At 29.4% G+C, this 13864-nt stretch carries 11 protein-coding genes; 4 read left to right on the plus strand and 7 right to left on the minus strand.

Features of this window, described 5'->3' with window-relative positions:
• Positions 1-84: 84 nt before the first annotated feature.
• Complete coding sequence (locus tag F3K33_RS16275; protein WP_023973792.1) at positions 85-297, minus strand: hypothetical protein; 213 nt, start codon at positions 295-297, stop codon at positions 85-87.
• Positions 298-514: 217 nt separating this feature from the next.
• On the opposite strand from F3K33_RS16275, the gene F3K33_RS16280 reads away from it, so the two are divergent.
• The 4 genes from F3K33_RS16280 to F3K33_RS16295 all read left to right on the plus strand — a co-directional run bounded on the left by F3K33_RS16280 (position 515) and on the right by F3K33_RS16295 (position 2217).
• Positions 515-1027 (plus strand): helix-turn-helix domain-containing protein, encoded by a 513-nt coding sequence (locus F3K33_RS16280; protein ID WP_051144914.1) that lies wholly within the window; start codon positions 515-517, stop codon positions 1025-1027.
• A gap of 176 nt (positions 1028-1203) precedes the next feature.
• Positions 1204-1647: an ImmA/IrrE family metallo-endopeptidase gene (locus tag F3K33_RS16285; protein ID WP_031275648.1), complete on the plus strand. Its 444-nt coding sequence runs from the start codon at positions 1204-1206 to the stop codon at positions 1645-1647.
• A 62-nt stretch (positions 1648-1709) separates the two neighbouring features.
• Positions 1710-1997 carry a hypothetical protein gene (locus F3K33_RS16290; RefSeq protein ID WP_039773552.1) on the plus strand — a complete coding sequence of 96 codons (288 nt, stop codon included), beginning with the start codon at positions 1710-1712 and terminating at the stop codon, positions 1995-1997.
• A gap of 25 nt (positions 1998-2022) precedes the next feature.
• A complete protein-coding gene (locus F3K33_RS16295) occupies positions 2023-2217 on the plus strand; it encodes a hypothetical protein (protein WP_039773551.1) in 195 nt (64 codons plus the stop codon).
• Positions 2218-2612: 395 nt separating this feature from the next.
• Here F3K33_RS16295 and F3K33_RS16300 read toward each other — a convergent pair whose 3' ends face one another.
• From F3K33_RS16300 to F3K33_RS16325, 6 genes are all read right to left on the minus strand, one after another.
• Positions 2613-3452: an N-acetylmuramoyl-L-alanine amidase family protein gene (locus F3K33_RS16300; RefSeq protein ID WP_039773550.1), complete on the minus strand. Its 840-nt coding sequence runs from the start codon at positions 3450-3452 to the stop codon at positions 2613-2615.
• On the minus strand, positions 3453-5084 hold the full coding sequence (locus F3K33_RS16305) for a YARHG domain-containing protein (RefSeq protein WP_051144912.1): 1632 nt from the start codon (positions 5082-5084) through the stop codon (positions 3453-3455).
• A 46-nt stretch (positions 5085-5130) separates the two neighbouring features.
• The gene (locus F3K33_RS16310; protein ID WP_039773549.1) at positions 5131-6087 is read right to left on the minus strand and encodes a zinc ribbon domain-containing protein; all 957 of its coding nucleotides are present in this window, start codon (positions 6085-6087) and stop codon (positions 5131-5133) included.
• A 35-nt stretch (positions 6088-6122) separates the two neighbouring features.
• Entirely contained in the window at positions 6123-6977 is an 855-nt protein-coding gene (locus F3K33_RS16315) for a zinc ribbon domain-containing protein (protein ID WP_039773548.1), read from the minus strand.
• A 1198-nt stretch (positions 6978-8175) separates the two neighbouring features.
• On the minus strand, positions 8176-12516 hold the full coding sequence (gene polC / locus F3K33_RS16320) for a DNA polymerase III subunit alpha (protein WP_039773546.1): 4341 nt from the start codon (positions 12514-12516) through the stop codon (positions 8176-8178).
• Positions 12517-12866: 350 nt separating this feature from the next.
• Positions 12867-13484, minus strand: a complete 618-nt coding sequence (locus F3K33_RS16325; RefSeq protein ID WP_039773545.1) for a hypothetical protein — start codon at positions 13482-13484, stop codon at positions 12867-12869.
• Positions 13485-13864 lie beyond the last annotated feature (380 nt).

Consider the following 13864-nt stretch of genomic DNA (forward strand, 5'->3'; position numbering starts at 1 on the left):
TATAAAACGAGCATGAAACATAATTATAAACTTTTCATCAAAATTAATGTCATTTTATCTTTAATAATTAATAGTTATAAGCTGTTAACTTAAAAATATATACTTTCTGTAATTAATTTTTTTGTCATCGCAATATTTAATTATATTTGTGATAACCTTTATTCCTGCTTTACCGTTGCCATTTGCTATTCTCCATATGGTACTTGGTGCTAAATCAAGATTCCGAGCACATTTATTAAAGTTACCATCAAACTGCTCATCAACAAATTTTTTAACTGATTCTTTTGTTGTATTCATATATTAACCTCCTATTCTCCTTATGCAACATTCCTTACACGCAATATTATAATCCCACTGTTTCTTAAACGCAACACTTTTTTTACTATTTTTTTACTTATCATTGCATTTACGCAATAAATTATTTAAAATTAATATAATATATGTACGCACATCCGTTCGTTGGATATTAATAATAAATTTAGACTCTCACTTATCACTTAAAGGAGTTGATTATATGTTTAATGCCGAATTACTTAGTAGTTTAATAAAAGAAGCACAAGGTGATATTTCTTTAAACAACTTTGCTAGTCAATGCAAAATAAGCTCTAGCACGTTATCAAGAATTATAAACAATAAAAATTCTTGCCCACCAGCGCCTAGCACATTACAAAAAATTGCTTCTGTTGCACACAATGGTGTCACTTATGCTGACCTTATGGCCGCTGCTGGTTATATAAATGATGGCGAAACACCTGTAGAAATTCCAGATGCAACTAATACTGTTTTATCTAAAAAAGATGAAAGAGACATTGCAAAAAGAATTGAAGCATTAAAAGAAGATTTACTAAATGGTGAAGGGCTTATGCTTTCAGGAAATCCTATGTCACCTGAAGCTATTGAAAGTTTAATAGAAGCCTTATCTTCTGGAATACGTCAAGCAAAGATTGCAAATAAAAAATATACACCTTTAAAAAAACGCAGCTATGCTGCAAATAAATTCATTTCACCTAATAAATATAAGAAATAGGAACTTTCATAAAACATAGATAAGAATGAGAACTTTTCATCTAAGATATTGGTTAAATTATAGATATTCCTATGCATATATAACTTTATAATTATTACAAAGCAGGTACAGAATGCATTTTAGGCCTTCTGTATTTGTACTACTTTACTATGGTAACTATTACGGGGGTGGCTTTTTTGCATTTTATCGAGGGATTATTTTCAAAATTAGTTAAAAAATATAACACTACAGATGTTTATGAATTATGTAAATTAGAAAAAATAACATATAGGGAACTAGATCTCCATCCTGAAATCAATGGAATTTATCAATATGTTATGAGAAATAGAATTATAACAATAAACCAAAATCTTAGTCCTGAGTGTAAGAGAATAACATGTGAGCACGAATTAGGACATGCTATCCTTCATAAAAAATATAACTGCACTTATCTAAAAACAAAGACCTTCTTCAATGTTAATAAATTTGAAAAAGAAGCTGATATATTTTCATCTTTATTTGAAATTCCATTTATATCTAAAGATATATTAATAGGAAAAACATTAGACGAAGTTGCTCGTGAGTTAAACGTTTCAAGGTATTTATTAGATCTTAGAATAGGCATCTGTAATTTTGATTAGTAATTTAAATGCATGTAATTTTCTTTATTATGCTCATATTATATAAGGTAGGTGTTTAGTTAATGATAGGAAGAATTCGTAAATCTTCTTCTGAACTCAATATTTTTGACTTATTTGATGATGAGTTATATATAAATAAAATCATACAACTCCTTAAAGAAAAGTATGAAATTAAATTATCAGATTTTTATGGAAATCCCATCTTTGAAGAATTTCAAGATATTATTATAAACAATACAAGAATAAATATTTCTTGGGATCACATGGCTGGCTGCTCAATCATGGCTTTAGATTTAGGTGGAAATGAACTTATCGAAGAAATAGCAGATTATTTAAATACTCATCATTAATAATATTATTTACAAGGAGATTGACATGGAAAATGCAGAAGAATATTGCAACCGAATTATTCAAGAAATGATTAAATCTTATGAAGATACTGGAAACAAAGATGGCGTTAGTACTCTGTGTAGAGAAGCATATTCTTTATACATGAATAATGAATTGCCTAGTGACTATTATGGCAAAATATATTATACAGCCATGGAAATAGGTCACTATAAATACTAATTTAAGCTTTTCCCTAACCAGTATAACTTCAAGACATCTACGATAAAAATGAGGTAATAAAATGAAAGTAGCTATTTAAGAATTCCAATGGAAGCAGATGTGAAAATTCAAATGGAACGGTAGATCAAATAGATAATCTCCTTAATAAAGCCCCTTTAGATCCAGATCTCGGAGATATCATTATTACTAAAATAAAAGAACTTAAAATCGAATTGGAACAACTAAATAATGATCTAAATGTTTATAATGATAAAATTAAACAAATAAATGTGGATTACCTTCTCAGTATATTGCATGTATAAATTTATTTTATATAAAAAGAAAATATATAAATGTTTCGTGGAATTTTCTTAATCCTCAAAAACATTTATATATTTTCAATTAAGTTTCTAAATTTAATTTGAATGCAATGATTCTAATATACCCTTGCTAAGTCCTTCTGCCAGTTTTTCTTGGTAACTGTCTTCATTCAAAAGCTGATCCTCTTTTTCATTAGACATAAACCCCATTTCAACTAGTACCACAGGAACTTTTGACCAATTAAATCCAGTTAAATCTGATCTCTCAACTACACCTCTATCAGGCATTCCTACGGTAGAAACTAAATCTTGCAGTATTGTTTTACCATATACTTTACTTATTGCACTAATATCTTTTGCATATCCTATTGGAGCTGGAATTAACATAGATGTTCCCCTAGCACTTTGAGAATCCGCAGAATCACAGTGTATTCTTATAGCTAAATCAGCATTGTTATTATTTCCAACCTCTGCCCTTTCAATATTGCCTGGGCTTTCAGAATCTTGTGTTTTTGTCATTATAACTGTAACATTGTGTTGTTCTAACAAAGTTTTTAATTTTTTAGATACACTCATAGCAACAATATATTCTGGCGTTTTTGTAGAAATTCCTTCCGCTCCACCTGGATCTTTTATTTTCATTACATCAGAATCTGGAGACTGTTTCTCCATTCCCTTATTTCCATTAGAAGAATGTCCTGGATCAATGACTACTATTTTTTTATTTACAACCGTTTGCTCTTCCACATTATTTGAGGAATCATTATCTTCTTTTGGTGCATCACTATTATCCACTGTTTTATTTTCAGTTTCTATAGCATCACTTTTTTCAACTTCTTGGGTATTATTAACTTCCTTTTTCTCTATATTTGAATTACATCCAGACAAAGTTATAAATATTAAAATTGATAAAACTCCTGATAAAATTTTATTCATCTATTTCTTTTGCTCCCATGCTTGTAATACTTTATAATTAGCTATTTCATATTCATTTAAAGTAGAATCACTTCCATCGTAATTTGGATTTGGAACATACCAGCTTTTTGATGAAAAATATTTTTTATATTCATCATTAGTAAATACATATCCATGACGTGCAAATATTTCATTTCTTGCAAGCCCAAGTTGATCCTTCGTTAAATTCTTCAGATCATCTTCCATTAAATATGTCTTATCGCTATCTTTTAAAATATAGTCATTTGAAGATTTTGAACTCTGGGTAGCTTTTTCTCCCCCACCTGCATTTACTTCTGTCGGAGTTCTTCCATCTTCATATACTTTATACCATTTCGTATTATCCTTGTTATTTGATGTCACCAAGCTTGTACTATTTGATACAATTTCATATATTCCGTCATTATCTACATCATCAGGCTTTGTATCTTTGTTCCCCAATACAGTTCCCTTTAATTGCAGTTTTTCATTATCAACTCCAAAAACACTTGTACCTGAATTGCTTGAATTATTTGAATAGCCGATAAATACTCCTTTTTTATTATCAGCATAATTATATGCTCCCTGCATTGTTTGATTCCATGCATGATCCATTGTAAAGCTGTCAACTAATTTATATTGCCCATTTTTCATTTTATATAAATTTAATTTATATCCTGAATTATATGAGTATTTTCCATTTCCTTTTAATTCTATTATTTCATCAAAAGGATCATCATCAAAGTTATCAAAACATATTTGCCTATCTTCCATAAGTAAGGCTTTTGTATTTGCAAGAGGAGTATTAGTTATTTTTGAAATTACATTTAACATAATATCTTCATAATTTTTATTATCTTTAAAGTTTCCCCCAAGTTTATCTATTTCACTAAACTCGGCTACTGCATCTTGGTATTTTCCATCTTTGTAAAGCTTGTCTATTTTTTTATCCTTTATACCTATTGCAATACTTTGATAGTCTCCTTGTGATATCATGCTTGATACTTGATTTAAATCTTCTTCTGCTAATTCAACATCATTCTTAGCAATTTCTACAATACTAGCTTTTAATAAGTCTTTAGTAGTATTAGATTTTAATACCTTTGCAGCCTTAACAGCATATTGAAATTTTTCATTAGCACTTATTGATGTATCATTAGCTTTAATTATGTAGTATTCCCCTTCTATTCTATTGAAGAATACAGCTATGCAAATTGCTACTATTAATATAACCGCTGCTGCGATTTTAGGTGCCATTCCAGAAAAAAATGGTTTTCTACTTCTCTTATGTCCATTTTTTGATGAATTGTTACCTGTATCATTGTTATGCTCAAATTTTTCGTATTCAGTTGCTCTAGTATTAATATGCATAGTTCTTTCTTTCTCAACATTTTCATTTTTCTGCAATGATTCATTAGCAGGTATAATAATAGGTTCAGTTATAGATTCATTTATATTTTCCTTAGAAAAATCTATAGTATTATTTACATTATTATTTATTTTTTTTGATAAATCAAGTTTACTTTTATTTATATCTTCATTATCTATATCTAAGTTTTTAATTGGGTTTCCACATTTTTTGCAAAACTTAACGTTTGGTTCAATTGGATTTCCACATTTAGTACAAAATTTCATTTTCTCACCTCTCTATTGTTACGTGTTAATTATTGTTTAAAGTATATTAAGGATTTGTTTTGCTACTAATTTGCACTACATCTTTTATAGAATATACTTTAAAATCTGAAGCAGTTGATCTAACCACATAAGTATCTCTAAAATCAGTATATGATGAGGTTTTATTTTTCCCATATGATATATAATATTTTTCATATACAGTTACTTGATATTCAGAATTGCTTATTTTTTTTATATCTTCTATCTTATGACTTACTAGTTCCTCTTCTATTTGCTGTTCTGAATAATTTTTAATAAGTGAAGTAAACTCACTTATTAAACCTCCACTTAAATCTATTGATCCTTTAATATAGTCAATATTCTTTGAGTTAATCATTCTTATATATGCACTTTCATAATCTTCTATTGAGTTTTTGACCTTTATCTCATTATTATCGTATGTGTTAACTGAATTAGAAGAGTTAGATTTTTTATCCACTGTTTGCTTTTTTTCTGGTGGTGTATAACTATACTCTGCTGTAACTTCATCATTATCTAATGTACAAGCTATTTTAATATTTTTTTCACTGCTAGTAGATTCGTCTGAAGTCTTGTATGATATTGCATATTCATTATCATTTACTCCATCAGATAATTTTAAATCTTTCTGAAACGCATCATTTTCTTTTATTGTAATATTTTTAACATTAATCTTATTTGCATAATTATTAATTTTTATTGAGACTGTTACTTCAGGGTACTTATCAATATCTACGTTTAATATTTCCATATTTTTAGTTGCATCATCTTTATGAGATGCATTTTGTTTAATATATGCTACCCCTGCTGATACTGAAAATATTAATATCAATATTACGCTAATTAATGCAATTTTTAAGCCAATCTTCCTTTTTTTATTGACTATATTATTAGGTGTATTATTTGAATTAATGAGCTCTCCACACTTTGGACAAAATTTTATATTATCGCTTACTTCATTTCCACATTTTTTACAATATTTCATAAACTAACTCCTTGAATTATTTATATACTTAATTCTTAAATGATATTTTTAAAAGAATTAAATATATTAATTGTTGATATCAACGATGATTCTATTTGACTTGTAATAAATAATGCTAATATAGCAGAACATGAAATGAATAATATTATCATTATTATAAATACCTTATCATTTTTTTCTTCGCTAATTTGTTTTATTCCGCTATACAAAGTAATAAATGATAATATATACCCTGATCCAATTATAAGTAATCCAAAAATAATGCTAACTAACGTAACTATACTTGCTAATGCCATTGAAATTACTAATGGTATATATGATGAAGTTGATATAAATAGTATATCTGTTGGTTTTATCTTACTCTTCAATACTATTGCATTTAATATTGCTAATATTATAGCTGTCAAAATAATTATTACAAATACTTGAATAAAGCCATTTATAAATATATCCTTATTGTCAATAAATGCATTAATTTTATTTTTGGCATCCAATATTTCATTAGACATCATAAGTTGTTGTGATGCTTTCAAAGCTTCTTGCTCTGATATTATTTTTGCACTTGCTAAAATCGTAGGTAACTTTTTTACCATACTGAATATTGAATTAATAATAGCTGAAACATATAAAATATTTAATAATCCCTGAATAATAGGTAGTCCTAAAAGTAAAGCAATTGATGATTTTAATAACTCTTCATCTTTTAACTCACTAAAAAAAGATACTGGTTTAATAAAGTAATTTTTAAATACTTTTATTATTCCACTATCAATTGGTTTTACTGTTGTGAATGTTTCTTTTCGCATATCATTTTCAAATTGTTGGCATCCACAAGATCCACAAAACCTATCTCCATCTAAAATTTCACTTCCACAATTTTTACAAAACATTATTACCCCTCCGTTTGCATATCTGCTAATACATAATTAGTTATGCACTAAAAACAAACTATGCCATTTACTATATTTATAATATCGATACTAAGTAATTATAGCACCCCACATAATGGAACTGCAAACATTAATTGCATGCTTTTATTCATCATATCCAATTTTCTATACTTTTTTGAATAAAATCTACCATATCATGTTTCCCTTTCCAATTTATTCTTGCTTAGATTTCAAATACTTCCCACACATCTATTTTTATTGTGTCCTTTTCATTCTGCTATTTATTTTAATTTATAGTAAAACCTTTTTAATCCATATACTCAACTCCCAATCCTAAAATATTTAGGCACTATATAGCTTGTAATAAAAATCCAATTCACTTAAATATCAATTTAAATTTATAAGCACTTTAGAAATAATAAAAACCGCCATTTCTAGTGTCAAATTGTTTTGCAAACTCAATTTATAAAAGAAGTGAGTTTAATAGTATCGTCTTCAAGTAAAATATTTCTTGGGAGCACATGGCTGATAAGCGACATACTATCAGATGACTTTATTGAGTTTACCAGCTCTGGAAGTGAATATAATTACAAAAACTGATCTCAATATGAATATCACAAACTCTTTCCGCGAATAATAAATAAAAAGTAAGGTGGTGATATAAAATGGGATCTTCTCAATACAACAGAAATAAGAATGACAAGAGCAATGTTGATAAGATGAAAGGCAAGAATAATCGTGATAAAGGCAACAATCAAGTTGGCTCAACAGATAATGGAAAATAATCTATGTTACTTAAATATATAATAACTAAGTTAACAGCAAATATATAATAAAAAAACACAGCCTACATCAATGCTCAGTAGGCTGTGTTTTTTCATATTATTTTTTATATAAATTTTTAAGTTCAAATTTTAAAATATTAATAAAATAAAAGTACAAATTCACTAGAAAACCTAAATTCTACTTATAATTTAGACCATACTAGAAAGAGAGATTACTCTTTTTTGTAGCATTGCATTGAGAATAAAGATGTAAGATTTCTTCATTAGAAGTTGTTCAATTATTGTTTGTCACAATTTTATATTGGGAACAAACAGTAATTGGTACAACTTCTAATGTTAGAAATCATCAGCTTTTATTCTCTAGCAATCGAAAAACAGAGTATTCTCTCTTTCGGTTGAGTATGAATTATAATCTATACTGCATCAAAGAAGCTCATTTGATCACTTTCTGGAAGGCCATTTAAACAATCAAATTTTCTAAGAAGCTCTATGGCAGCATTACCAATCTTTGAACGTTTCTTTACATCATCTACTGAATTAAATTCCTTTTCCTTTGCTGCACTTGCTATACCTTCTGCCGCTACATTTCCCATACCTGCTATACTGTTTATTGGTGGTCTTATTCCTTCTTCTTCTAGCTGGAATTTTGTAGCACTAGATTTATATAAATCAATTGGAAGGAATTTAAATCCTCTTTCATACATTTCCAAAACTATTTCAAGGTCATCATACATATCCTTATCCTTAGGACCAGCCTCATTTCCAAGAGCCTGAATTTCCTGCATCTTTGCTTTAACCTTTTCTTTTCCAAAGATCATAAATTCTGCATCAAAGGCTTTTGCTCTTATAGTAAAGTATGTTGCATAATAAGCCTGAGGTATATGAACTTTAAACCATGCTATTCTAAATGCCATCATTACATAAGCTGCTGCATGGGCTTTAGGGAACATGTATTTTATCTTTTTACAAGACTCTATATACCATTCTGGCACATCATGTTCTCTCATCATAGCTTCATATTCTGGAAATTTAGGTTCTTTTAAGGCTTTACCTTTACGAACAGTTTCCATTATTTTAAATGCGGTATTAGGTGGAAGTCCTTTTCTAATTAAGTAAACCATGATATCATCTCTTGTACATACCGCATCACTTATGCTGGTAATTACTCCATTATCAATTAAGTCCTTAGCATTTCCAAGCCATACATCTGTACCATGTGAAAGTCCTGATATACATAATAAGTCTGAGAAAGTCTTTGGTTTTGTATCCACAAGCATTCCTCTTACGAACTTAGTACCAAACTCAGGAATTCCAAATGTTCCTACCTCTGAATTTATCTGATTTGGAGTTACCCCAAGAGCCTTTGTTGAGAAGAATAAGGACATAGTATCCTTGTCATCCATAGGAATCTCATGTGGATCGACCCCTGTTATATCTTGAAGCATTCTTATAACTGTCGGGTCATCGTGCCCTAGTATATCAAGCTTCAATAGATTTTGGTCAATAGAGTGATAATCAAAATGTGTTGTTATAATATCAGAATTAGCGTCATCAGCTGGATGCTGCACAGGGCAAAATTCAAATATTTCTCTTCCCTTTGGTACAACTATAATTCCACCTGGATGCTGACCTGTAGTTCTCTTTATACCAGTACACCCTACTGAAATTCTCATTGTTTCAGCCTTGTTTATTGGAAGATTCTTTTCTTCATAATATTTTTTAACATAACCAAATGCTGTTTTTTCTGCTATAGTACCAATAGTTCCTGCTTTAAATGTTGTTCCCTTTCCAAAGATAACTTCTGTATATCTATGGGCTTTTGCTTGATATTCCCCTGAGAAGTTTAAATCTATATCTGGTTCTTTATCTCCATTAAAGCCTAGGAATGTTTCAAATGGTATATCTATTCCGTCTTTATGAAGCTTTTCTCCACAAACAGGACATACTTTATCTGGTAAGTCAAAGCCGTTTAAAACGCCATAATCCTCAAAATCAGAATACTTACACTTAGGACATCTATAATGAGGCGGAAGCGCATTAACTTCTGTTATACCAGTCATATTTGCAACGAAGGATGAACCAACAGATCCTCTGGAACCTACTAAGTATCCATCTTCATTTGATTTCCATACCAGCTTCTGAGCAATAATATACATTACTGAGAATCCATTTTTTATAATAGAATCCAGCTCTTTATCAAGTCTCGCCTGAACTATTTCTGGAAGTGGATCTCCATAAAGTTCATGAGCTTTTTCATAAGCGATATCTTTTATTGTCTGCTCACAGCCTTCTATATGTGGTGGACATTTTTCAGGAGAAATAGGGCTTATTTGCTCACACATATCTGCTACTATATTAGTATTTGTAACTACAACTTCATAAGCTTTTGTTCTTCCTAAATAAGAGAATTCATCAAGCATTTCTTCAGTAGTTCTTAAATATAATGGTGCTTGATTATCTGCATCCTTGAATCCCTGTCCTGCTTCTAATATACGTCTGTATATTTCATCTTCAGGATCTAGGAAGTGAACATCTCCAGTTGCTACTACAGGCTTACCTAATCTCTCTGCAAGTTCCACGATTTTTTTATTAATTTCTTTTAAATATTCTTTATTTGGAACTTGCTCCTGTCTTACTAAGTAATCATTATTACCTAAAGGCTGAATTTCTAAGTAATCATAGAAATTAGCAATTTCCTCAATTTGTTCTTCTGGTTTTCCAAGAAGTATCGCTTGATATAATTCCCCTTCACTACAAGCACTTCCAATAATTAAACCTTCAGAATATTTCTTAAACATGCTCTTTAATATACGTGGTTTTTTATAAAAATAATCTAAATGAGAATATGATACCAATTTATATAAGTTCTTTAACCCCACGTAATTTTTTGCTAGTATTATTGCATGGTGAGTTTTAACCTTTTTATATGCTACTTTCTTAGCTTCTTCATCAGCTGCATATAAATCTATATCTGATAGAGTTTGTGCGCCTCTTTCTTTTAGCTTTTCAATCATTATGTTAAACACCTTAACAGTTGTATCAACATCATCTAAAGCTCTATGGGCAACTTCAACCTTTATTCCAAGATTCTTAGCAATTCTTCCTAGCTTATAAGATTTATAATCAGGAAATACATCTTGCGCTAATCCTAAAGTATCTATATAGGTAAAATCAAACTCATAACCTAAAACTTTCGCATTATGCTTTAAGAATCCAATATCAAAGTCAGCATTATGGGCAACTAAAACACTTCCTTCAATAAATTCAAGCAATTTAGGGAAAACTTTATCAATAGTTTCTGCATTTTTTACCATATCATCAGTTATTTTTGTAACCTCTACAACTCTCATAGGAATTGACTTTTGAGGATTTACAAAAGTACTGAACTTATCTATAACCTTGCCATCCTTAATTTTCATTACTCCTATTTCAGTAATCTTTTCTGTCTGAGGAGAAAAACCTGTAGTTTCTAAATCAAGAACACAGTATACTGTATCAATACTTTCTTCCCTAACATTTGTTACAGATGGCTTTTTATCAGGTGCTAGGTAAGCTTCAACTCCATATATGACTTTCATATCTGGATTATCTCTTCCAAGCAATTTGTGCGCTTCTGGAAATGACTGAACTACTCCGTGATCAGTTATAGCAATAGACTTCATTCCCCAGCTCATAGCTCTCTTAATTAAATCACTAGCACTAGACATGGCATCCATCTGGCTCATTTGAGTATGCATGTGAAGCTCTACTCTCTTGACCTCAGAATTATCCTGTCTCTTATACTTCTTTATTCCATTTGTTTCAATAACAGTGTTAGCAATAAGTTCAACTTCATGAGAGAAATTACTATATCCTGCATTTCCAGCAAGTCTAAGCCCCTTGGCCTTTTTTATTCTAGAAAATACTTCATCATACTCAGTAGGCTTTGCAAAAATCTTGCAAGTCATTGAATTTGATCCATCATATAAATCAAAGGAAATTAACATCTTTCCACTTCTTAATTCTTTTGCTTCTAAATTAGATATTTCACCCTCTAAAGCTACTCTTCCTTCATCAGGTGTTATATCATTAATTTTGATTATGTTTTCCTTAATATTAGCATTTCTTCCTAAAATCAAGAATGGATTACTTGCCTTTTTGCCATCACCCTCAGCTTTTACCTCTGGCTTACCTTCTTCAGCTTTAGGTACTTCAGGAGGATTATTGCTTTGGTTAATTTTTATTTCTTTAATAACTTTCATCTCATTAGCACGTTTATCTTCTGCAATTTTCACTAATTCTTCGCTATCTATTTGGTCAATAAAGTTGATATTATAATGTTTCCCGTACATATGCTTTATAGCTTTATTAATTTGCTTATCATATTCCATGGTTTTTAGAAAACCTGCTACAGGAATTTTAAAATTAAAATTTATAGTATTTCCTTCTATTTCATAGTCACTATTATTAACCGCTGCCTTTAATGCAGGATACTTTGTAGATAAGGAATATACGATATTTTTCAATTCTTTTTCTATAGGTCTTATTTCAACCTCGTCACTATACTTTACAATAATTTTAGAATCATTTAATCCGAATTTATCTTTTATGAAACTATTGAAACTTTCAATTTCCCCTAGTTCAATATAATTATCTGAACTAATCTCCATTTCCAGCACTTTAGTTTTCTTACGCAAGACTACGGATTGTATAACAGCAGTATTTATGCTGCCAGCGGATTCATAATCACTAAAAGCTTCATTTATTCTCTTCATACTACTCATTAACCTTTTCTAAAAAATTTTCAGTATGCTACTATTATATAGATTAAACTTGCAATTTGTTAAGCTTCAAAAAAACGCATAGAAATAATTCTATCAAAAAAGTATTCCTATACCTCCCTCATATTTAATCTAGATAATATTTATATTATTTTCAATCTCAACTAATTTTTCATTTGTACAATAATTAATCAATTAGTAGTTTTCCGACATCTAATTATCATTCCATAATCTAATAATGTTGTCAAGGCAAAAGAATGTTTGCTAATTCTATTAGACGTTGAATTCACTAGTAAATTAATAAATAATAAAATTTGCATACATTCTTCTTAGAGTGAAACTATTTATTTTAACTCAGAATGGCACCTGCCAACCGTTTCCTTTATTGCCATAGCGTTCTCATTTTCTGATGAAATAACTAACTGACTTATGTAATTATTATTAAATATCTCACAGTAAAATTCCTTACTCATTTCATCAATTTCTTCATAATTTTCACTTAACTTCTGTAATAAATCCTCTTCACCAAGTCCAGCGTTATCTATGAAATAATATAGATTCATTCTATTTACATATTCTTCAATTCTTTTAAAATTATACTTATTTACAACAAATCCTATTACATAATCTTTATCAGTTTTTTTAGTTCCCTTTTTTATGCTAATACCAAACATAGATACTTCTGGTACCTTCTTTATTTCAAACTTCTTATATGCTATTCTTGAAATTCCTAAATGCTCTACTATTTCTTCAACTGGAACCTCATGCTCCACTTGATTTCCAAAATACAACATTCTAGAGTCCAAAACTATTAAACAAAGGTTTTCTCCAATCATTTTATTTAAAACCTTTACTTTAAATTCATCGCTTTTCTTCATTCCATAGTATTCCACGAAAGTTTTAACTCCATCCTCATCTTCTTCGCTTCTTACCTTTAATTTATTCCCGCCAAATAAAAACATATTTTCCTTCTCCTTCATCAAGTGATATATAACATTATAATATATAACTGCTTGTTTAATAAATTAAAAACTGTAGAAATTTAAAATAATATTTTAAATTCTTATGTAGGTATCTATAGATAAACAACTTAGACCTGAAATTATGCATATAACTCATCGAAAGGACAGGCACTCTGTTGTTTCGGTTACTGAGAATAAGTTGAGGCTTTCTAACATCATAAGTTGCACCATTTCAGCATGCTCCCGAGACAATCTCGTGACAAGCAAAAATAGAACAACTTATGATGAAGAAATGCCTGCAACATATTCTCTAATGTAACACTGCACAAAAGAGTACCTTTCCTTTCTGATATAGCAGATTTTTCAAGCTATAAGTATAA

The organism is Clostridium beijerinckii (genome assembly GCF_008705175.1).
Classification (GTDB): Bacteria; Bacillota; Clostridia; order Clostridiales; family Clostridiaceae; genus Clostridium; species Clostridium beijerinckii.

Excerpts from the sequence above, each read along its gene's own strand:
- F3K33_RS16305 (WP_051144912.1), bottom strand. The coding sequence starts at position 5,084 with ATGAAATTTTGTACTAAATGTGGAAATCCAATTGAACCAAACGTTAAG.
- F3K33_RS16325 (WP_039773545.1), bottom strand. The coding sequence starts at position 13,484 with ATGTTTTTATTTGGCGGGAATAAATTAAAGGTAAGAAGCGAAGAAGAT.
- F3K33_RS16295 (WP_039773551.1), top strand. The coding sequence starts at position 2,023 with ATGGAAAATGCAGAAGAATATTGCAACCGAATTATTCAAGAAATGATT.
- polC (WP_039773546.1), bottom strand. The coding sequence starts at position 12,516 with ATGAAGAGAATAAATGAAGCTTTTAGTGATTATGAATCCGCTGGCAGC.
- F3K33_RS16275 (WP_023973792.1), bottom strand. The coding sequence starts at position 297 with ATGAATACAACAAAAGAATCAGTTAAAAAATTTGTTGATGAGCAGTTT.
- F3K33_RS16290 (WP_039773552.1), top strand. The coding sequence starts at position 1,710 with ATGATAGGAAGAATTCGTAAATCTTCTTCTGAACTCAATATTTTTGAC.
- F3K33_RS16310 (WP_039773549.1), bottom strand. The coding sequence starts at position 6,087 with ATGAAATATTGTAAAAAATGTGGAAATGAAGTAAGCGATAATATAAAA.
- F3K33_RS16280 (WP_051144914.1), top strand. The coding sequence starts at position 515 with ATGTTTAATGCCGAATTACTTAGTAGTTTAATAAAAGAAGCACAAGGT.
- F3K33_RS16315 (WP_039773548.1), bottom strand. The coding sequence starts at position 6,977 with ATGTTTTGTAAAAATTGTGGAAGTGAAATTTTAGATGGAGATAGGTTT.
- F3K33_RS16300 (WP_039773550.1), bottom strand. The coding sequence starts at position 3,452 with ATGAATAAAATTTTATCAGGAGTTTTATCAATTTTAATATTTATAACT.